20 protein-coding genes and 1 pseudogene are annotated in these 19,792 nt (G+C 72.8%); 10 read left to right on the forward strand and 11 right to left on the reverse strand.

Annotation, left to right across the window (positions count from 1 at the left end; genetic code table 11):
- The first annotated feature begins 88 nt into the window (after positions 1-88).
- Positions 89-802 (forward strand): DUF1707 SHOCT-like domain-containing protein, encoded by a 714-nt coding sequence (locus SZN_RS16580; RefSeq protein ID WP_007496399.1) that lies wholly within the window; start codon positions 89-91, stop codon positions 800-802.
- A gap of 69 nt (positions 803-871) precedes the next feature.
- Here SZN_RS16580 and SZN_RS16585 read toward each other — a convergent pair whose 3' ends face one another.
- Entirely contained in the window at positions 872-2,212 is a 1,341-nt protein-coding gene (locus SZN_RS16585) for an SGNH/GDSL hydrolase family protein (RefSeq protein ID WP_007496401.1), read from the reverse strand.
- 230 nt (positions 2,213-2,442) lie between these two features.
- Here SZN_RS16585 and SZN_RS16590 point away from each other — a divergent pair, with 230 nt between their 5' ends.
- Together SZN_RS16590 and SZN_RS42610 are read left to right on the forward strand one after the other, a co-directional pair.
- Entirely contained in the window at positions 2,443-3,810 is a 1,368-nt protein-coding gene (locus tag SZN_RS16590; protein WP_425274449.1) for a DUF445 domain-containing protein, read from the forward strand.
- A gap of 59 nt (positions 3,811-3,869) precedes the next feature.
- A pseudogene (locus SZN_RS42610) lies at positions 3,870-4,177 on the forward strand (MFS transporter); the annotation flags it as partial.
- Positions 4,178-4,277: 100 nt separating this feature from the next.
- On the opposite strand, the gene SZN_RS16595 reads toward SZN_RS42610, so the two are convergent.
- From SZN_RS16595 to SZN_RS16615, 5 genes are all read right to left on the reverse strand, one after another.
- Positions 4,278-4,580: a hypothetical protein gene (locus SZN_RS16595; RefSeq protein WP_007496405.1), complete on the reverse strand. Its 303-nt coding sequence runs from the start codon at positions 4,578-4,580 to the stop codon at positions 4,278-4,280.
- A 160-nt stretch (positions 4,581-4,740) separates the two neighbouring features.
- A complete protein-coding gene (locus SZN_RS16600; RefSeq protein WP_007496407.1) occupies positions 4,741-4,944 on the reverse strand; it encodes a hypothetical protein in 204 nt (67 codons plus the stop codon).
- 168 nt (positions 4,945-5,112) lie between these two features.
- On the reverse strand, positions 5,113-5,355 hold the full coding sequence (locus SZN_RS16605) for a hypothetical protein (protein WP_007496409.1): 243 nt from the start codon (positions 5,353-5,355) through the stop codon (positions 5,113-5,115).
- Between the two features lie 269 nt (positions 5,356-5,624).
- A complete protein-coding gene (locus SZN_RS16610; protein WP_007496411.1) occupies positions 5,625-5,816 on the reverse strand; it encodes a DUF397 domain-containing protein in 192 nt (63 codons plus the stop codon).
- Positions 5,813-6,661 (reverse strand): helix-turn-helix domain-containing protein, encoded by an 849-nt coding sequence (locus SZN_RS16615; protein ID WP_043731166.1) that lies wholly within the window; start codon positions 6,659-6,661, stop codon positions 5,813-5,815. Before SZN_RS16615 ends, SZN_RS16610 begins: the two co-directional genes overlap by 4 nt.
- A gap of 201 nt (positions 6,662-6,862) precedes the next feature.
- Between SZN_RS16615 and SZN_RS16620 the strand changes: the two genes are divergently transcribed.
- Positions 6,863-7,297 carry an ATP-binding protein gene (locus tag SZN_RS16620; RefSeq protein ID WP_007496415.1) on the forward strand — a complete coding sequence of 145 codons (435 nt, stop codon included), beginning with the start codon at positions 6,863-6,865 and terminating at the stop codon, positions 7,295-7,297.
- A gap of 7 nt (positions 7,298-7,304) precedes the next feature.
- On the opposite strand, the gene SZN_RS16625 is transcribed toward SZN_RS16620, so the two are convergent.
- Both SZN_RS16625 and SZN_RS16630 read right to left on the reverse strand, forming a co-directional pair.
- A complete protein-coding gene (locus SZN_RS16625; protein ID WP_050815077.1) occupies positions 7,305-10,388 on the reverse strand; it encodes a DEAD/DEAH box helicase in 3,084 nt (1,027 codons plus the stop codon).
- A 190-nt stretch (positions 10,389-10,578) separates the two neighbouring features.
- Entirely contained in the window at positions 10,579-11,595 is a 1,017-nt protein-coding gene (locus SZN_RS16630; protein WP_007496419.1) for an SEC-C domain-containing protein, read from the reverse strand.
- 141 nt (positions 11,596-11,736) lie between these two features.
- Between SZN_RS16630 and SZN_RS16635 the strand changes: the two genes are divergently transcribed.
- Complete coding sequence (locus SZN_RS16635; RefSeq protein ID WP_007496420.1) at positions 11,737-12,540, forward strand: class E sortase; 804 nt, start codon at positions 11,737-11,739, stop codon at positions 12,538-12,540.
- 175 nt (positions 12,541-12,715) lie between these two features.
- On the opposite strand, the gene SZN_RS16640 is transcribed toward SZN_RS16635, so the two are convergent.
- Positions 12,716-14,134 (reverse strand): MFS transporter, encoded by a 1,419-nt coding sequence (locus SZN_RS16640; protein ID WP_007496423.1) that lies wholly within the window; start codon positions 14,132-14,134, stop codon positions 12,716-12,718.
- Between the two features lie 68 nt (positions 14,135-14,202).
- Here SZN_RS16640 and SZN_RS16645 point away from each other — a divergent pair, with 68 nt between their 5' ends.
- The 4 genes from SZN_RS16645 to SZN_RS16660 all read left to right on the forward strand — a co-directional run bounded on the left by SZN_RS16645 (position 14,203) and on the right by SZN_RS16660 (position 17,048).
- Positions 14,203-14,730, forward strand: a complete 528-nt coding sequence (locus tag SZN_RS16645; RefSeq protein ID WP_043731172.1) for a winged helix-turn-helix transcriptional regulator — start codon at positions 14,203-14,205, stop codon at positions 14,728-14,730.
- Between the two features lie 79 nt (positions 14,731-14,809).
- Positions 14,810-15,121: a DUF6412 domain-containing protein gene (locus tag SZN_RS16650; protein WP_007496426.1), complete on the forward strand. Its 312-nt coding sequence runs from the start codon at positions 14,810-14,812 to the stop codon at positions 15,119-15,121.
- A 156-nt stretch (positions 15,122-15,277) separates the two neighbouring features.
- On the forward strand, positions 15,278-15,991 hold the full coding sequence (locus SZN_RS16655; RefSeq protein WP_007496428.1) for a YidC/Oxa1 family membrane protein insertase: 714 nt from the start codon (positions 15,278-15,280) through the stop codon (positions 15,989-15,991).
- Between the two features lie 199 nt (positions 15,992-16,190).
- Positions 16,191-17,048 carry a fumarylacetoacetate hydrolase family protein gene (locus SZN_RS16660; protein WP_043731148.1) on the forward strand — a complete coding sequence of 286 codons (858 nt, stop codon included), beginning with the start codon at positions 16,191-16,193 and terminating at the stop codon, positions 17,046-17,048.
- A gap of 42 nt (positions 17,049-17,090) precedes the next feature.
- Here the strand turns inward: SZN_RS16660 and SZN_RS16665 are convergent, their stop codons facing one another.
- Entirely contained in the window at positions 17,091-17,603 is a 513-nt protein-coding gene (locus SZN_RS16665; RefSeq protein WP_007496432.1) for a heme-degrading domain-containing protein, read from the reverse strand.
- Positions 17,600-18,676 (reverse strand): Gfo/Idh/MocA family protein, encoded by a 1,077-nt coding sequence (locus SZN_RS16670; protein ID WP_007496434.1) that lies wholly within the window; start codon positions 18,674-18,676, stop codon positions 17,600-17,602. The genes SZN_RS16665 and SZN_RS16670 overlap by 4 nt, the downstream gene beginning before the upstream one ends.
- A gap of 48 nt (positions 18,677-18,724) precedes the next feature.
- Here SZN_RS16670 and SZN_RS16675 point away from each other — a divergent pair.
- On the forward strand, positions 18,725-19,792 hold a 1,068-nt coding region (locus tag SZN_RS16675), incomplete at its 3' end, for an ROK family transcriptional regulator (RefSeq protein ID WP_043731151.1).

The following is a 19,792-nucleotide window of genomic DNA, read 5'->3' on the forward strand; positions in this document are numbered from 1 at the left end:
CCGGGCGACGCCGCCGGGCTTCCGCCGGACCGGTCCGAGAGGGTGGGTTCGTAGCCGTCCGGGCGGCCTTGCTCGTAGGCTGCTGTCCATGAGCGACAACGCACCGGAACTGCGTGCCTCCGACGCCGATCGTGAACGAGTCGCCGAGATCCTGCGCGAAGCCCTCGCCGAAGGGCGCCTGGACATGGAGGAGTTCGGGGAACGCCTGGACGCCGCCTACACCGCCCGCACCTATGGGGAACTGGCGCCGCTCACCCGGGACCTGCCCGCCGGCGGTGCGGCCCGGTCCGCGGTCGACATGGTGAAGCGGACCGGCGTGATGGAGGGGGACTGGGCGGCGCGGATCGTCGGCGGCGAGGACATCTCCACCTGGGGCGTCGCCGTGATGTCGGGCTTCCAGCGCAAGGGGCGCTGGACCGCGCCCCGCCGGTTCAACTGCTTCGCCTTCTGGGGCGGCGGGGAGATCGACCTGCGCGAGGCCGACTTCGCCGACCGGGAGGTGACGCTCAACTGCGTGGCGGTCATGGGCGGCGTGCAGGTCGTCGTACCGCCCGGGGTGGAGGTCGTGGTGCGCGGCATCGGTGTCATGGGCGGCTTCGACCACCGCGAAGAGGGCGTCGCGGGCGACCCCGGGGCGCCCAGGGTGATCGTGACCGGCTTCGCCTTCTGGGGCGGCGTCGGCGTCGAGCGGAAGCTCACGCGCACCCAGAAGCAGGAGCTGCGCGAGGAGCGGCGCCGGGAGCGGCTGGAACGCAGGGCCGGACGGCGGGAGTTGCGGGCCCCGGAGCGCGAGGACGGCTGACTGCGGGCCCGGGTTCCCGTCCGCTCCCGGCCGACAGGCGCGCCGGCTGGATGACACCCCGCCCCGCGGCTACAGCTCCGCCGGGGCCGCGCCCTTGAGGTCCCGGAGGTCGAAGGACTGCGCCATGCGTGCGTACCCGCGGTCGCTGGGGTGCAGATGGTCGCCCGAGTCGTACAGGGGGCGCAGCCTGCGCGGGTTGTACGGGTCCCGTACGGCCCGGTCGAAGTCGGCCACCGCGTCGAAGACCCGGCCCGAGCGGATCTCCGCGTTGATCTGGTTGCGGACGTTCTCGCGGGCCTCGGTGTAGCCGCGGTGCCCCTGGAAGGGCATCAGGGTCGCGCCGACGACCTTCAGCCCGCGGGCGTGCGCCTGGCGGACCAGGGTGCGCAGACCGTCGAGGATGCGCTGCGGGTCGGCGAGGCGCGGGTCGCGCAGGATGTCGTTGACGCCGAGGTCGATGACGACGACCTTCACGCCCGTGCGCGAGAGCACGTCCCGGTGGAAGCGGCCGACGCCCGCCTGGTTGTCGGCCGGCCGGCCGGTGCCGCTGGTGAGTATCCGGTTGCCGCTGATGCCCTGGTTGACGACGCTGTAGCGGGGCACGTCCTCCCCGGCCGCCACCGCGGCGCGCAGCCGGCGCGAGAGGACGTCGGTCCAGCGGCTGTTGGTGTCCGGGGTGGAGGTGATGCCGTCGGTGAGCGAGTCCCCGAACACCACGACCGTGCCCTCGGACTCGTTGCTGAGGACGTCCAGCGCGGTCAGGTAGCGCCACGAGCCGACCCGCCCGGTGTAGCCCGTGCCGGTCGCGTCCTCGGTCAGGTCGCCCTCGCCGAGATAGCTGGTCTGGCGGGCGTGCGGGTGGTAGGTGACCGGGCCGGACGGGGTGGGGGAGTAGGTGCTGACCAGCACGTTCGCCCCCGCCGGGATCGCCAGGCGCACGGCGTCGCTCAGGATCTGCTGCCCCGGCGGCACGACGACCGTGGGATTCCCGCCGAAGGTCAGCCGCCGCATGGTCTGCGCGACGGCCGCCGCGCTGCCCGCACCGGCCGAGAGGGCGATCGACGCGTGCGTGATCGTCAGCGGCGACTGGCCGTAGAGGTTGGACAGCGTGATCCGGGCACCCGTACCCCCGACGCTGGTGTGCACCACGTTGCGCACGGAGTTGCCCGCCAGGCCCCTGACCTCGGTGCCGGGCTCGGCGCCCGCCGGTGAGGCGGACCAGGTGGCGACCCACTGGCCGGTGGAGGCGGGCGCGGCCGGCCCGCGGCCGGGGGCCTGCTTCACGGGGGCGGTGCTCGCGCCGGCGCCGCTGCCGTCGTCGGCGGCCACCCCGACGTAGAGGGCGGCGGACAGCGAGACGATCAGGGCGACGATCGCGGCGAGCAAGGCATAACCGTTGCGCCTGGTCATGCGGTGCGGTCTCCTCGGACGGACGGGAGCCCGAGGCTCCGATGTGATCACCTCATGATGCGTCATGAAGCGGAAGGGAGGCGCACGGACCCCCCATCGTGCCGCCGGAGTTCATCCGGAGTTCGTCATCGACCTCCCCTCACGCACAGACGCCGGGAACTCTTGATTCGTTCCAGGAGTAGGTCAGGAAGGGACAATGTGTGCGGGGGATCACGGACGGGTGGAGCAGAATGGAACGTACGAATGCGGATGAACCGGGAACGCGCGACGTGAAGGAGCATGCCCGTCCCGAAGCGGCCGGTAACCGGCCCGCCCCCGCGTCGGGCGTACGTGCGATGTCCGCGTTCACCCCCGCCGACGAGGAGAAGCAGCGCGGCGTACGGCGCATGAAGCTCACGGCGACCGGACTGCTGCTCTTCGTGGCACTGGTGTACGTCCTCGCCAAGGTCGCCGCGAACAACGGCGCGGGGCCCTGGGCCGGCTACGTGGCGGCCGCCGCCGAGGCCGGCATGGTCGGCGCCCTCGCGGACTGGTTCGCGGTCACGGCCCTGTTCCGGCACCCGCTCGGCCTGCCCATCCCGCACACCGCGATCATCCCGACGAAGAAGGACCAGCTCGGCGTCTCCCTGGGCGAGTTCGTCGGCGAGAACTTCCTCTCCGAGCACGTCGTGCGCCAGCGGCTGCGCGCCGTCGGCATCGGCAGCAGGCTGGGCGCCTGGCTGGCCGACCCCGAGCACGCGGACCGGGTCACGGCGGAGCTCGCGGCGGCGCTCAGGGGCGCGCTGACGGTCCTGCGCGACAGCGACGTCCAGGCGGTCGTGGGGGAGGCCATCACCCGGCGCGCGGACGCCCGGGAGATCGCGCCCGGCCTGGGGAAGATGCTGGAGAAGATCGTCGCGGACGGCGGCCACAAGCGGGTCGTCGACCTCGTCGTCGCCCGCGCGCAGAACTGGCTGATCCTGCACGACACCGAGATCATGGGAGCCGTCCAGGGCGGCGCCCCCGGCTGGACCCCGCGCTTCGTCGACCGCAAGGTCGGCGAGCGGGTCTACAAGGAACTGCTGCGCTTCGTCACCGAGATGCGCGACATGCCCTCCCACCCGGCGCGCGGCGCCCTCGACCGGTTCCTGACCGACTTCGCCTCCGACCTCCAGTCCGACACCGAGACCCGGGCGCGGATCGAGCGGCTCAAGGGCGAGGTGCTGAGCCGGGGCGAGGTCCAGGACCTGATCGCCTCCGCCTGGACCGCCGTACGATCCATGATCGTCTCGGCGGCCGAGGACGAGCGCAGCGAACTGCGGCTGCGCGTACGGGCCTCGCTGCTGTCGCTGGGCGCGCGGATGGCGGTCGAGCCGCGGCTCCAGAACAAGATCGACGGCTGGGTGGAGGGCGCGGCGGTGTACGTCGTGACCACCTACCGGGCGGAGATCACCTCCCTGATCACCGACACCGTGGCGGGCTGGGACGCCGAGCACACGACGAAGAAGATCGAGGCGCACATCGGACGCGATCTGCAGTTCATCCGGATCAACGGCACCGTGGTGGGCTCGCTCGCCGGACTGCTGATCTACACGGTGTCCCGGGCGCTCTGGGCGTAGGGCGTGGAACCGGCCCCCGCAAGGCACCCGGCCGGGGCTCCGCTCGACGCGGAGGGGCCCTGACCACCGCGGAAGCCGGGACCGGCCGTTCCGTGACCCCGACATCCCCGCCGGACTCGGCATCCCCACCGGACTCGACCGCCTGCCGTGGTCGCGCCGGCACGGGACGACCGTGACCGGTCTCGGCACCGTGTGGTCCTCGACGGCCTGGAGGTCGCGGTCGTCCGCGCCATCGCACCCCGGCTGTCCGAGCCCGGCGGCGGACTGCCGGTCACCTCCGGCCAGGTCACCGGCATGACCGACCGCCGCGCTCCATGCGGCCTGCGCCCGCGTCGGTGCCCTGTGCCGGGGGCGGCTGAGGGGGCGGGGCCGGGCGGGGACCGCGGGGCGCGGTGCCCGGACGGGGCGCCGGGCCGGCCGTACGGCCTGGTGAGCCGGGGAACTGGGCCCCGTGCGGTCCGCCGGACTCAGCCGCGCCGGTCCGCCACCGCCCAGGAGGCCAGGGCCATGGCCCCCGCCACCCCGAACACGGCGGGCCAGGCGCCCACCTTCCTGGCCAGCGGATGCGATCCGGCGAAGGCGGCGACGTACGCGGCCGTCAGCGCCCCCGCGGCCGTCCCGCCCGCCTGCTGCCGCCACTGCTGCGCCGCCGTGGCGCCCGCGACGGCCAGCACGGCACCGCCGAGCTGCCGCTTGCGGGTCCACCGGGCCACGCCGTATCCGCCGACGAGCCCGCCCGCGGCCAGCGCCGCACTGGGGATCCTCGCCATGTCCGCCTCCCACCGATCACGCCGGCCGTGTCCGCCGGTCCCGGAACGTCACGAGGCTAACCGGTTGCCGGCGGCCCGAACCCGGCGCGGGTCCGCAAGCCCGCGGAGCCGCCGGGGCGGGCCGTGTGCCTCGCGCCCTCACGCACCCCCGCCGCCGAGGTCAGTCGCCCGATTCGGAGCCGGAGTTCAGCCCCGAACTCCGCCGGGAGCGCCCCGACGCCCGTACGGCCTCGCCGAGGGCCAGCGTCACCCGGGAGACCACCCGCACCCAGCGCGGGCCGCCCCGCGACGCCCACACGACGCAGACGCACCCTCCGACGGCGAGCAGCAGCAGTCCGGCCAGAGCGAGCACCATCATGCTCATCCCCCTCGTTCTCGGTGGTGGCCGTCATCCTCTCAGGCGGTGACGGGTGCCCCGGACGCCGCACCCCGGCCCGGCCCACCGCCGCAGGAACGAGAAGCCCCGCCGGCCGGGCTCATGACCCGGACGGCGGGGCTTTCGCGGTGCGCTGCGTCGTGCGGTCCCCGGTCCTCAGTGACCGCCGCAGCTCGATCCTTGGTGCGTGCTCTGCGCGCCTGGGCTGCCTTCACCGTTGAGCAGGTTGCCCGCGAGGCCGTTGGCGATGCCGACCTCACCGAGGAGGTCCAGGTTGAAGTCGTGCGAACGGCATCCGTCGCCTCCGTAGGCGGGCTGCGCGCCGGCCGTGCCGGTGGCTATGAAGCTGAGGCTCCCGACCATGGCGGCCGCGACAGCGGCCCTCTGAAGCTTGCGCATTTCTCCTCCTAGAGGTGAGTGGAGCGCGCGACAAAAGATCCACTTCGCGCTCATTCAGGAGGCTAATCCGATATGCCGGACATCGCGCTCTGGGGCTGGCATACGGGCCATGAGGGCGGGTCAGCCCGGGCGGGCGCAGTGTGGGCCGCGCAGCCCACACCCCGTCATCCACGTGCTGAGAAGCAGGCTCTGAGGACCCGTTACTGCCCAGGTCCCGCCGCATCCGGAAGATGCCGGCGCGCGATGGAATCCGCCCACGAGGGAAAGCCTCAGGGTGTGACCTGCAACGCGTCGATGAAGTCCTGCCAAGCCTGCATGGGGATCGACAGGACAGGCCCGCCGGTGCACTTGGAGTCGCGCACGAGAATGCCCGGGTCGGTGCGAGCGCACTGCACGCACTCGGTCCCGCTGCCACCGCTGTACGAGGAGGTGAACCACTGGTAGGGCGGGGGCGCCGTCATCGCAGCTCCTTGCTTATCCGGTGGACGATCTCCATGGAGGAGTCGAGGTCCAATGCCTGTGCGCTCAGGTACTCGAACGCCAACCTATAGCGCTCCAACTCCTTCTGCTTCTCCATGAAGAGGCCACCCCCGAGCAAGTCGACGTACACCACGTCCAACTCGGCCACGGGACCCCGAAGGACGACGAAACTGCCTACGGCGGCCGCATGCGCACCGGCTGCGAAGGGGAGTACCTGCACGGTGATGTGGGGCAGTTGCGCTACCGCCAGTACATGACGTAGTTGATCCCGCATGATGGCGCCGCCACCCACTCGGCGTCGCAGCGCCGCTTCATCGATCACGCTCCAGATGTGCGGAGGGTCGGCGCGATCGAGGAGCTCTTGCCGCTTCATGCGGATGTCCACCATGTGCTGAACTTCCCGCTCGGGGCACTGCACTTCCGAGGCCCGATGAACAGCTTCCGCGTATGCGCGGGTCTGAAGCAGTCCGGGCACGTACACGCTCGCGTAGTGATCCTCGCGGACGACCTCGTCCTCAAGGGTGAGCATGAGGTTCATCGACTCGGGGACGGGGTCCGCCAACGATCGCCACCAGCCCTGGATTTTGGCACCTTTGGCGAGATCCACCAGGGCGCGCCGCTCCTCGTCGGTGGCGCCGTACTCACGGCAGAGGGCGTCGACGGCCGGCCACTTGACTGAGCCCTCCTTCGTCTCGTAGCGACTCAACGTCGCCTTTGAGACGCCGACTCGCGCGCCTGCCTCCTCCAACGTCATCCCTTGCCGCTCTCGGAGGCGGCGGAGGTCGGCACCCAACTGGCGCCTACGGGTGGTGGGTCCCACTGCCATGTCGTTGGCCTCCATGTCGATCCATCAGATCTTGAGGCTTGCCCGTGTGGGGCTGCAAGGAGGTGTGCGCTGGGGGCGCGTGGAAGTGGCTGTGCTTCCACTCAGAGTAGATGAGAGTTCCAATTTGAGAGTTCCACTGTCACGCTGACCGTGTAGCCGGTTGCGTCCCGCAACTTGGCCGATTTGTTGAGGAGTTGAGGGATGAGCTGTGCCTTGAAACCGCCAAGGCGATCATGGGAGCTTGCCTTCTCGGCGGAGCCGGCAGAGGTCGCGAGTATCCGCCGCGTCATGCGGGCCCACCTGGAGCTATGGGGGTTGAGCAACCTCGTCGCTGACGCGCTGCTCTGTGTAGACGAACTCGTGTCGAACGTCATCGACCACGTAGGAGTCGGAACGCCGGCAAGCGTCACGGTGTCCGCGCGCGGCACCCGGCTCCGCATCGAGGTGCGTGATCCAGGAGCCCAGGCGCTACCCGTCCTCGTTCGGGCAGGGGAGGACTGCGAGGCGGGGCGCGGCATGGTTCTCGTCGCCGCGCTCACCGACCTGTGGGGAGTCCAAGTGGATGGCGCCGGGAAGACCACTTGGTGTGAGCTGGTGACGCCCCGGTCGACTTCCGGCGGCGGTGTGCGGGATTGATGGCCGATCAACTCGCGACGATGGTCGAGTAGGACCAAACGTCCGCGGGCATTTGGTGGTGCAGACGCCAGGTGATGGCCATGGGCTTGCTGCCCTCGTGCCGCTCGTATGTCGCCGGACCGAGGAGCATCCAGGGCTGGGCCTTGCCGATATCGGTGTCCTTGTAGCGGCGCACGAAAAGCAGGACATGCGAGCCGCGTTGAGCGTGCTGCTGGTATCGCAGGCCCGTGGGCGAGGTGGCCGCGGTGGTGCTTTGCGACTCCCAGTGGAAGAGGGAGGGCGCCAGCGCGTAGTCCTTGTAGCGGACGGTGGGCGAGAAGTCCTTCTCGTTCTTCTCCAGCGTGATCAGCAGGGCATCGGTCTGGTTCGGCTCATCCCATAGGACACCCTGGGCGAAGGAGCCGGGCATCTGGCCACCGAGGCGAGCGACGCCGAGCGCCGCCAGGATCTCCGAGCGGTTGTACGCACAGTGGACCTTCAAGGGGATGTGCGCGTGCGGGCCCGTCAAGGGGATCGGGAAGTGATCGGCTTGCTCCACCACATGCTGGAGCACTTGCCGCAACTCACTCCGCAGTGCCCGCTGCCCCTGGAGGGACGCAAGACCTGCGGCGTAGGAACGGAAACCGCCCGCCTTGTCCCAGAGGTTGAAGAAGAGCATGCGGGCAAACGACTGGTCCCGGGCGTTCAACGCGTCATACGCCGGCGCGTCATCGCTCAGCAATCGGCCGTATACCCGGGCCCGTTCGAGGTCATCGACGTGCAGGAACGCGTGCGCTCGCTTCAGCAAGCCATCCTCACCCGGCTGCTCCGCCAGGTCGGCGAGACCGGCCCGGCGCAGGACCGACGTCCAGGAGTTGCCGGACTTGTACAACTCCTTGATCTCGCGGCGGCTCTCCTTGAGGTAGTCCGCGAGAAGCGGGGTGGCGAAGGCCCGAACCTCCTTGGCCAGCGTCTGCACGGTTGCCTTGATCTGGGTGCGGATGTTGTCCAGTACAAGGTCCTTGGACTTGCCTTCAAGGATGATCTGGCAGCCGGACGGCAGAAGGGGGAAGTCGCGCTCAGCGTGCTCAAGGAGGCGGTTGCGCGACAGGTTGGTCATCGCACGGAACTGCTCCTCGAAGCGGAACTCCGCGCGATGCTGCCCGATGAAGTCGAGGACCGTCAGTACAGGCTTGTCTGCCGTGCGACGCAGACCCCGGCCCAACTGCTGGAGGAAGACGGTGGCGCTACTGGTGGGGCGCAAGAGGAGCAGTGTGTCCACATCGGGTATGTCCAAGCCCTCATTGAAGAGGTCCACGGAGAAGACGACCTGGATCTCCCCGGCCTTCAGCTGTGCCAGAACCCGATCCCGCTCGCCGGGCGCGGACGCGCTGTCGAGAGCCTCGGCCTTGATGCCGGCCTCGCGAAAGCACGTTGCCATGAAGTGAGCGTGCTTTCTACTGACGCAGAAGCCGAGCGCGCGCATGGCCGTCGGATCGGACACCTTGTCCCGTACCTGCTTGATGACGACGCGGGCGCGGGCCCGGTCGGCGGAGAAGAGCTCGCCGAGCTGGCTCTGGTCGTAGGTCCCGGAGCGCCAGTCGAGGCGGGTGAGGTCGGTGCCGTCCGGCACACCGAAATAGTGGAACGGGCAGAGCAGGTCGTTGTCCAGCGCCTCCCACAGCCGCATCTCGGCGGCGATCCGTCCGTCGAAGAACTCATCCTGCACGTTGAGCCCATCGGCCCGCTCAGGAGTCGCGGTCAGCCCGAGGAGTTGCTTCGGCCGGAAGTGATCGAGAACCCGGCGATAGGTGGCGGCTGTGGCGTGGTGGAACTCGTCGATCACGATGATGTCGAAGTGTTCGGGGGTGAACTGCTCCAGCCGCTGATCCGTCAGTGACTGCACGCTGGCGAAGACGTGGCTCCAGTCGCGGGGCAGTTCGCCGCTGAAGAGCTCCTCACCGAAGGACGCGTCATCCAGTACCTCGCGATAGGTGCGCAGCGACTGCTTCAGAATCTCCTTGCGGTGGGCTACGAAGAGCAGCCGCGGATACCGCTGGCGCCCCCACTCCTTGTGCAGGGTGCGGTAGTCGAGGGCGGCCATGACCGTCTTGCCCGTGCCGGTCGCCGCGACGAGCAGGTTGTGGTCGTGGCCGAGCACTTCGCGTGCGACGCGCAGCCGCTCCAGCATGTCCGCCTGGTGAGGGTGCGGGCGAACCTCAAGCCCGGAAAGGCTGATCCGTCCCTCGTAGCCGGACGACGACCCGCCTGCCGTCCGCAGCGCCTCCTCCAACCTGCCGGCGTCGCGATCCGGTTCGTACGGTTCGAAGGCGATGTCGTTCCAGTACGCGTCGAAGGTGGCTTCGAACTTGCCGAGCACCGCGGGCGTCGCCACGGACGACAGCCGTACGTTCCATTCCAGGCCGTCGAGCAGTGCGGCTTTGGAGAGATTGGAGCTGCCGACATACGCGGTGTCGAAGCCGCTCTCCCGGCGGAACAGCCATGCCTTCGCGTGCAGGCGAGTGGATCTCAGCTCATAGTTGACCTTCACTTCGGCGCCGAAGTCCCGAACGAGTCGATCGAGTGCGTGGCGGTCGGTGGCGCCGATGTAAGTGGTGGTGATTACTCGGATGGGTACGCCCCGTTCCGCCGCGGCGCGGAGCGAGTCTTCCAGGACGCGCAGCCCGTACCACTTCACGAAGGCGCAGAGCAGGTCGATGCGGTCCGCCGTCGCGAGCTCGGCGCGGAGCTCGCTGCCGAGGCTCGGATCGTCGGGGGCGTTGGTGATGAGCGCCGTCTCGGACAGGGGTGTCAGCGGCCGCATCGCGTAGACGCCGGGAGCCTCCTTCTCGGCGAGGGCGAGTAGTTGGCGAGGGCCGACTGCGATGAGGTCGCCTGCCTCGGTGCCGCCAGAGTCGGAGGCGTCGGAGCCGAGCGCCTGGATGAGGTGGTTGGCCAACGCGACCCGCTTGTCGGGCGGCAGCTGACTGAGTCGCTGGCTCAGGGCCTCGCCGACGTGCCGAGCGAGTACGTGGGGCGACGACTCCTCGCTGACCTCGTCATCGACCGCCTTCCACCCGGCCGCGCCCAGCCGGTCCATCTGCTCGCGCATGCGTTGGGTCACCAGGACCTCGTAGACACCGGCGACAGGCTGCGACAGATCCCTCGGCTGAGCCACGCTGATTTCCCCCTTCCCCACACGGCGACAGCTCTGTTGTAACAGGCAGCACTGACAACCCCCTGGATCACTGGTGATCGCCAGCCCGACCCGCCCCGCTCACGCTCGGGAACGAGGGGCCAGGTCAGCTTGTCCCTCCGTGGCACTCCCCGTAAGCAGCCCCCGACCCGCACCAGCATCCCGTCGTCCGTTGCGGGGGCCAGGTGGTCGCTCGGCCTCGGGCCGCCAGGGTCGTCGCGTACTGGGGGAGGAGGGACGTGTCGGTCGGGGAGGACAGTTCCGAGGCGGCGAACGCCTCGTAGGAGGGGACCGTGCCGGTGACGATGCCAAGGTTCGGGGTGCCGGAGGCGGACAGTTCGCGCAGGGAGCCCTCTATCGTCGCCAGGTGCTCCGGGTGGGAGGGGTACTCGTCCGCCAGGGACGGGTACGCGGCGACCAGTTCCGCCAGTTCCTCCTCCGTCCAGTGCAGGACGGCCACCGGGAACGGGCGGGACAGGGCCTCCCGGTACGCGCCCAGCTCGGCGCGCAGGCGGGAGATCTCCGCCTCCAGTTCCGCCGGGTTGTCCGAGCCGAGGGACCAGACCCGCTTGGGGTCGTGCAGTTCGTCCAGGGAGACCGGCATCGAGTGGAGGGTGTCGGCGAGGGCGTCCCAGTCGTCGTGGGCCAGTCCCAGCATCCGGCGCACCCGGTGGCGGCCGAACAGCAGAGGGTGCGTCGCGTACGGCGGCTCGGCCCCGTCCGCCAGCAGCAGGCCGGCGCCCTGCGTGAACGCCTCCTGCGCCTGCTCCAGTTCGTCGTGGGACTCCAGCGCCTCCGCGACGATCACCCAGGGCGCCGGCTCCCGGGGGGCGGCGGCCCGGACGCCGTCGATGATCGCGCGGGCCTCCGCCTCGTGGCCGTACTCCCACAGGTTCGACGCCTTGAGGGCCCGGACCAGATGGGGTTCGTCGAGCGGGGCGGAGGACGCCAGCAGGCGGTCGTAGAGCGCGGTCGCGGCGGGGCGGTCGCCGGAGAGCTCCAGATGGGCCGCGGCCCGCAGCAGCAGGGCCTCGGTGTCCTCGGGGTACAGGCCGGCGGTCCGCTCCAGGCGTGCCGCCTCGGCGGTGTGGTCGACGTTCTCGGCAGGCGTGTCGGGGCGCATGGGGGACACCGTACTGCCCGCGGGTGACAGAGGGAGAGGACGGTGGAGGAAGCGGGGCGGACGCCCCTCCCGCCCCCGCGCGGGGCTGGAGACCTACGGCCGGGCCCCTTATCGTGCGGGCCCCGGCGAAGGAGGCTCGTGATGGGGCGGGTGCGCGTCGTGCGGCACGGCGGGCTGCGGCGGCGCGCGGCGCGGCGGCGGGTGCTGTGGGCGGGCGGGGAGGCGCTCGTCACGGTGGGGGCGGTGCTCCTGCTGCTGGTCGTGCACCAGACGTGGTGGACCAACCGCGAGGCCAGGCAGGGCGCCGGGCGCGAGGTACGGGCGCTGGAGCGGGCCTGGGACGCCTCGCGCGGCGGAGCGGGACGTACGGCGGTGCCCTCGGCGGAGCCCGGTCCCGCGGCCGGGGCCGGGGCCGGGGCCGGGGCACAGGAGTCCGGCCGCTCGCAGCGGTCCACCGGCACCGCGCGCCGGGCGCCCGCCCCCGACCGGTCCCCGGCGTACGCCGTCCTCAGCATCCCCCGCCTCGGACTGCGCGTCCCCGTCGCCGAGGGCGTCGGCAGGGGCGGGGTGCTCGACAAGGGCTACGTCGGCCACTACCCCGGCACCCAGCAGCCGGGCCGGGCGGGCAACTTCGCGCTCGCCGGGCACCGCAACACCCACGGCGAGCCGTTCCGGTACATCAACCGGCTCGTGCCGAGGGACGTCGTCCGGGTCGAGACGCGCGACGCGGTCTACACGTACGCCGTCGACCGGACCCTGCCGCGCACGGCGCCCCGCGACGGGGGCGTCATCCGGCCGGTCCCGCGCTCGGTCGTCCGGCCGGGCTACGGCTACGACGCGCCGGGCTCCTACCTCACGCTCACCACCTGCACGCCCGAGTTCTCCTCGAAGTACCGGCTGGTGGTGTGGGGCAAGCTCGTCTCGACGCAGCCCCGGCCGGGCTGAGAACCCGCCGCCCCCGGCACCCGCGCCACCCTGGGCACCCCCGCCACCCCCGGCACCCCTGGGCCCGCCAGGCACCCCCGCCACCCCCGGCCCTCAGGCCCCGCCAGGCACCCCGGCCCCGCCAGGCACGCCCTGCGCGTCAGGCATACCCTGCGCGCCAGGCATACCCTGCGCGTCAGGCCGTCCGCTCCCGCAGCGCGGCCACGCTCACGGCCGCCACCAGCGCCAGTACGGCCGACACCAGCATGGCGGTGTTCGCGCCCGCCGCGAGGCCGCCCGAGGAGGAGGTGGCGACGGCGATGGTCAGGGCGACGCCCGCACAGGAGCCGATGTAGCGGAAGGTCTGCTGGGCGCCCGAGCCCATCGCGGTGCGCTGCGGCGGCACGGACTCCACCGCGAGCAGCGGCAGCGCGGCGTTCAGCAGGCCGCTGCCGACACCGGCGACGACCAGGCCGGGCAGCAGCCGCTGCCAGGACCCGGCGCCGAGCGCGCCCAGCATCGTCAGGACGCCGGCCGCGTGCAGGGTGAAGCCGAGGGAGAGTTGGAGCCGCGGAGTGATCCGGCCCGCGAGCCGGCGGGCCTGGAGGGCCACCGCGAAGGAGAGGCCGGACCACAGCAGGAACAGCCACGCCGTGTCCATCACGGACAGGCCGAGGGTCTGCTGGAGCAGCGCGGGCAGGAAGCTGAACAGGCCGATCACCGCGAAGCCCGTGAACAGCCCGCCGACGGAGGACGCGAGGAACCGGGGGCGGCGCAGCAGCGGGAGTTCGATCATCGGGGTGGCCGTACGGCGTTCCACCACGGCGAACAGGGCGAGCAGGACGGCACTCGCGAGGAGCAGCAGGCCCACCGGCGCCCGCAGCCAGCCGTCGCGGCCGAGGGTCAGGGCGGCCACCAGGGCGACCAGGGCGAGGCCGAAGGTCACCGCGCCGGCGAAGTCGGGCCGGCCGCCGCGCGGGGCGCGCGACTCCGACAGCGCGCGCCGGGACAGGGCGGCCACGACCAGGGCGGCGGCGCCCAGGACGGCGTAGGTGACCCGCCAGTTCGGTATCGCGCCGGTGACGACCGGGCCCAGGGCGATGCCGCCGCTGACGAAGGCGCCCCAGACGCCGGTCGCGTGCAGCCGCCCGCGCGGGCTGGGGAAGGCGTGCACGATCAGGCCGAGGCTGCTGGCGAGCAGGGCCGCGCTGGCCGCGCCCTGGGCGACCCGGGCCAGGGTGAACGCCCAGGTGCCGCCGGCCAGCGCGCCGAGGGCGGTCGTGACGCCGAGCGCGAAGGTGCCGAGGACGAAGATCCGGCGGCGGCCGTAGTCGTCGGCCAGGCTGCCGGCCACCAGCAGCAGGGCGGCGAGGCCCAGCGGGGTGCCGTTGAGCAGCCATGCCTGGGCGGAGGGCGGGGTGTGCAGGGCCGCTGCGGTGTCGGGGAGCGTGACCAGGGGCGCGGTGTACGTCATCAGGGCCACGGCGGTGGCGGCGCTGGTCAGGGCGAGGGTGGCGCGGGCGCGCGGGGGTGCCTCGGCGGCGGGGGCCGGGCGGGCGCCGGCCGGGGCGGCCTCGGGGCGCGTACTCAGAGTTCGTTCAGTGAACCTAGCCATGGCGTCACCGTAGCACCATTGATTCGTTCATTGAACCTATGAGGTGGAGAAGGGTTACAGTGGGCGGCATGGCACTGGGAAAGGACTACGCGACACAGGAGTGCTCGATCGCGCGGGCGCTGGAGATCGTCGGTGAGCGCTGGACGCTCCTCGTCGTACGCGACGCCCTCTACGGCGTCCGGCGCTACAACGACTTCCTCGTCCACCTCGGCATCCCCCGCGCGGTGCTGGCCGCGCGCCTCCAGGCGCTCACCGCGGAGGGCATCCTCGAAAAGCGCCGGTACCAGCAGTCCCCGCCGCGCGACGAGTACGTCGTCACCGACCGCGGCGCCGCGCTGTGGCCCACGCTGCGCGCGCTCGGCCGCTGGGGCCGCGAGCACCTCGGCGAGGAGCAGTTGCGCGTCTTCCGGCACGTGAGCTGCGGCACCGAACTCGGGTCCTACGGCGAATGCCCCCACTGCGCCACCGTCGTCCCCGTCGCGGACGTCCTGATGGAGCCCGGACCGGGCCTCGATCCGGAACCGGCCGATCCGGTCAGCCGCGCGCTGCTCACGCCCCGGCGGCTCCTCCAGCCCCTGGAGACGCCATCCGCCTGAGGGCCGGTCCGCCGCGCCGGGACATCCTGTATAACGAACGGGACGAGGCCGACGCACGGACGCGAGGGGAGGGCCGCCGGTGATCAGCCGCTGGGTGCAGACGCGTCCCGCCGTCGCGCTGGTGCTCCTCCTCCTGGACCTCGCGCTGCTCGACACCGGCAGCCTCTCCGCGGCCGTGGCCCTCGCCGCGACCGCGGCGGCCGGCTCCGCGTTCGCCGTCTGCTCCCTGCTCGCCTCGCGCGCCGCGCCCCGGGTGGCGCCCACGCGCGTGCGCACCGCCATCCGCGACCGGGCCCGCCGTACCGCCTTCCTGCCCCAGCGCGACCCCGACGCCTCCGGCCGGCCACGGCCCAGGGCACCCGGGCACGCCCTCCAGGCGACCTTCGCGTAGGGCACGCACCCCCTCTGCCGGGACCCCGCCGGACCGCCACCGCGGCCGGCGCACCCCCGTGCCTCCCTCCGTGACCCGCGCGGGTCGTCATGCCGCCATGCCGTCACCCGGCATGCCCGTCACCCGGCACGACCACGCCCACCGGAGGGTCCACCCATGTCCGTCATCGCCGACCTCGTCCAGCAACTCGCCGAGCTGCTCCAACCGCTGTTCGGGGCGTCGGCCGCGGCCGCCTCGATCGTCCTGTTCACCGCGCTCGTACGGCTTCTCGTCCACCCGCTGTCCCGGGCCGCCGCGCGCGGGCAGAAGGCACGCGCCGGACTCCAGCCCAGGATCGCCGAACTGCGCGGGAAGCACGGCAAGGACCCCGAGCGGCTCCAGCGGGCCGTCATGGAACTGCACGCCGAGGAGAAGGTGTCGCCGCTCGCCGGATGCCTGCCCGGACTGCTCCAGCTCCCCGCCTTCTTCCTCCTCTACCGCCTCTTCTCCAGCACGACGATCGGCGGACGGCCCAACGGACTGCTCGGCCACCGACTCCTCGCCGCGCCCCTCGGCGAGCGGTGGGCCGACGCCCTCGCCGACGGCGGGATGTTCGGGGCGGCGGGCCTCGTCTACGCCGCGCTGTTCGCGCTCGTCGCCGCCGTCGCCGCGTTCAACGTCCGCCGCACCCGGCTGATGACGGCGGCGAACCCGGCGCTGCCGGCGCCCGACGGGCAGGCCCTGCCCGGCCTGGTCGCGGTCGGCAAGGTCATGCCGTTCATGTCGTTCTTCACGCTGTTCACCGTGGCCGTGGTCCCGCTGGCCGCCGCCCTGTACGTGGTGACCAGTACGACGTGGAGCGCGGTGGAGCGAGCCGTCCTCTACCGCTGACCGTGCTGATCCCGTTGACCCCGCTGCGCCCCGCTGACCGTGCGACCCCGTTGACGCCGACGGCAGCGCTCGCGCCGGGACCTGCGGTCCAGTACGTGAACCGGGTCTTGCGGACCGGCCCCGGACCTTGGACGATCGACCAGTCCTCCGATGGCTGCACCTGTCGGGGGGCGCCCCGCGAGCGAGGGAGAATGTGATCATGAAGCTGCTGCGAGTCGGTACGGCGGGAGCGGAGCGGCCCGCGCTGCTCGACGGCGGCGGGACGCTGCGCGACCTGTCGGGCGTCGTGCCGGACATCGACGGGCCGCTGCTCGCCGACGACGCCGCGCTCGGCCGGGTCCGCGCCGCCGCGGACTCCGGCGCCCTGCCCGCGCTGGACCCGGCCGGCCTGCGGATCGGGCCGCCCGTCGCCCGGATCGGCAAGGTCGTGTGCATCGGGCTGAACTACCACGACCACGCCCGCGAGACCGGCGCCGAGCCGCCCGCCGAGCCGGTCGTCTTCTTCAAGGCCGCGGACACCGTGGTCGGCCCGCACGACACCGTGCTGGTGCCCCGCCGCTCCACGAAGACCGACTGGGAGGTCGAGCTCGCCGTCGTCATCGGACGCACGGCCCGCTATCTGGACTCGGCCGGGGAGGCGCTCGCGCACGTCGCCGGGTACGCGGTGGCGCACGACGTCTCCGAGCGGGAGTTCCAGATCGAGCGCGGCGGGACGTGGGACAAGGGCAAGAACTGCGAGACGTTCAACCCGCTGGGCCCCTGGCTGGTGACGGCCGACGAGGTGCCCGACCCGCAGGACCTCGCGCTGCGGCTGTGGGTCAACGGCGAGCTGAAGCAGGACGGCACCACCGCCGAGCAGATCTTCCCGGTCGGCGAGGTCGTGCGGTACGTCAGCCAGTTCATGACCCTCCACCCCGGTGACGTCATCAACACCGGTACGCCCGCGGGGGTCGCCCTCGGGCAGCCCGAGCCCAAGCCGTACCTGCGGTCCGGGGACGTGGTGGAGCTGGAGATCGCGGGACTCGGGCGGCAGCGGCAGGAGTTCGAGGACGCGTAGGCGCGACGGCGCCGCGGGCCACCGCCCGCGGCGCCGCCCCGCTCACCCGCGCCGCTCGGCCAGGAACCGCTCCAGCGCCGCCACCGCCATCCGGTGGTCCGCCAGCTGGGGCAGACCGCTCACGGTCACCGACCCGATGACGCCCGCGCCCTCGACGGCGAGCGGGAACGAGCCGCCGTGCGCCGCGTAGACGTCGGGGTCCAGCCGGGAGGACTCCTCGAACGTCGTGCCCTTGGCGCGGAAGCGGGCGCCGACGAGGTAGGAGGAGCTGCCGTAGCGCTCCACGACCCGGCGCTTGCGCGCGATCCACGCGTCGTTGTCCGGGGTCGAACCGGGCAGGGCCGCGTGGAAGAGCTGCTGCCCGCCGCGGTGGATGTCGACCGCGACCGGCGCCCCGCCGTCCCGGGCCGCCGCGACCAGCAGGGAGCCCAGCGCCCAGGCGTCCTCGTGGGTGAACCGCGCGAGGACCAGGCGGCGTTCCTCGGCCTCCAGCTCCGCCACCGACGGCGTGAGCTCGGACGGTGTCCGCGGGGTGGACCCGCCGCCGCCCGTCACAGCGCCACCGCCACTCCGTCACGGGCGGAGCGGTGCGCCGCCTCCAGTACGTCGAGGGCGTCGGCCGCCTCCAGGGCGGTGACCGGGTTGGGGCCGCCCTCCCGCAGGGCCCGCGCCACGGCGGCGTAGTAGGCCGGGTAGTCGCCCGGGAGGGTGGGCTCGGCACGGCCGCCGCCCGTCAGCGGCGACTCCCCGGCGCCCACCCGGCCCCACAGCGCCTCCTCCTCCGTGCCCCAGCCGGGCTCGTCCGCGCCGGGCCGCCGCCCCTCGCGCAGGGCGGCCTCCTGCGGGTCCAGGCCGTACTTGACGTAGCCCGCGCGGGAGCCGAGCACCCGGAAGCGCGGGCCGAGCTGGGCCGCGGTGGCGGAGGCGTACAGGTGCGAGCGGACACCGTTGGCGTGGGTGAGGGCCAGGAAGGTGTCGTCGTCGGTCTCGGCGCCGGCGCGGCGCACGACCGCCTCCGCGTACACCCGGGTGACCGGGCCGAACAGGACGAGCGCCTGGTCCACCACATGGCTGCCGAGGTCGTACAGCAGACCTCCGATCTCTGCCGGGTCGCCCGACTCGCGCCAGCCGCCCTTGGTCTGCGGGCGCCAGCGCTCGAAACGGGACTCGAAGCGCCAGACGTCGCCGAGTCCGCCCTCGGCCAGGAGCCGGCGCAGGGTCAGGAAGTCGTTGTCCCAGCGGCGGTTCTGGAAGACGGACAGCAGCAGACCGCGCTCCTCGGCCAGCGCCGCCAGCTCGCGCGCCTGCGCCGCGGTGCCCGCGACCGGCTTGTCGACGACGACCGGCAGGCCCGCCTTGAGCGCGGCCGTCGCGAGCGGGACGTGCGTCCGGTTCGGGGAGGCGACGACGACCAGGTCCAGATCGCCGGCGCGGGCGAGCAGTTCGTCGGGCGTCGCGACGACGCGGACGCCCGGGTGCTCGGCGCGGGCCTGCTCCTGCCGCCCGGGGTCCGACGTGACCACCGTGTCCAGGGCGAGCCCGGCGGTGGTGGCGATCAGCGGGGCGTGGAAGACGGAGCCGGCCAGGCCGTAGCCCACCAGGCCGGCGCGGAGGGGAGTAGCACTCATGGCCCCCACTTTCACAACGCTGTTGCCAAAGTGCAAGCGCCGGGGACAATGGGTTCCGTGAACAGGACGGAAGGCGGTGCCGGCGGCGTGAACCTCGACGCCCTGCGCAGCCACAACACCGCGCTCGTGCTCGATCTGCTGCGCACGGCGGGCGCCGGGGGCATCAGCCGGCTGGAGGTCGCCGAGCGCACCGGTCTCACCCCGCAGGCGGTCAGCAAGATCACGGCCCGGCTGCGGGAGGACGGACTCGCGGCGGAGGCCGGGCGCCGGGCGTCCACCGGCGGCAAGCCGCGCACCGTGCTGCGGCTGGTGCCGGAGGCCGGGCACGCGGTGGGGGTCCATCTGGACCGGGACGCGCTGACCGCGGTGCTCTGCGATCTGACGGGCGCGGTGGTGGCCGAGCGGAGCACCCCGCTGGACCTCGGGGCGGGCGCGGAGCCGGTCGTGGAGCGTGCCGTGCGCGCGGTGGGCGAACTGGCGGCGGACGGCGGCCGGCCGGGCGCGGTGCTCGGCGTCGGCGTCGCCCTGCCCGGACCGCTCGACCACCGCCGCGGCGTGCTGCACCGGGTCACCGGCTTCCCGCAGTGGAACGGCTTCCCGCTGCGCGACGTGCTCGCCCGGCGCCTCGGGCTGCCGGTCGTGGTCGACAAGGACACCAACGCCGCCGCCCTCGGCCTCGCCGTCGGCGGCGAGGGCGCCTCCTTCGCCTATCTGCACTTCGGCGCGGGGCTCGGCGGCGGCCTGGTGATCGGGGGAGCGGTGCACCGCGGCTCCCGGACCGGGGCCGGGGAGTTCGGCCACCAGGTGGTCCAGCTCGACGGCCCGCCCTGCGGCTGCGGCAACCGCGGCTGCGCGGAGGCGCTGTGCCTGGCCGCCGTGGCGCGCGGCGACCTCGCCGGGGCGGCCCGCGTCCTGGGCACCGCGGCCGGCAACCTGGTCGCCCTGCTCGACGTCGACCTGGTCCTGCTGGGCGGCCGCAGGGTCGCCGCCGCCCCGGAGACCTTCGTACGGGGTGTGGCGGACGTCCTCGGCGCGCGCGCCCGGCGCGCGGGCGAGAGCGCGGTCCCGGTGCGGGCCGCCGGCGGCGGGGACCGCGCGGTCCCCGAGGGCGCGGCC

Source organism: Streptomyces zinciresistens K42, assembly GCF_000225525.1.
Lineage (GTDB): Bacteria > Actinomycetota > Actinomycetes > Streptomycetales > Streptomycetaceae > Streptomyces > Streptomyces zinciresistens.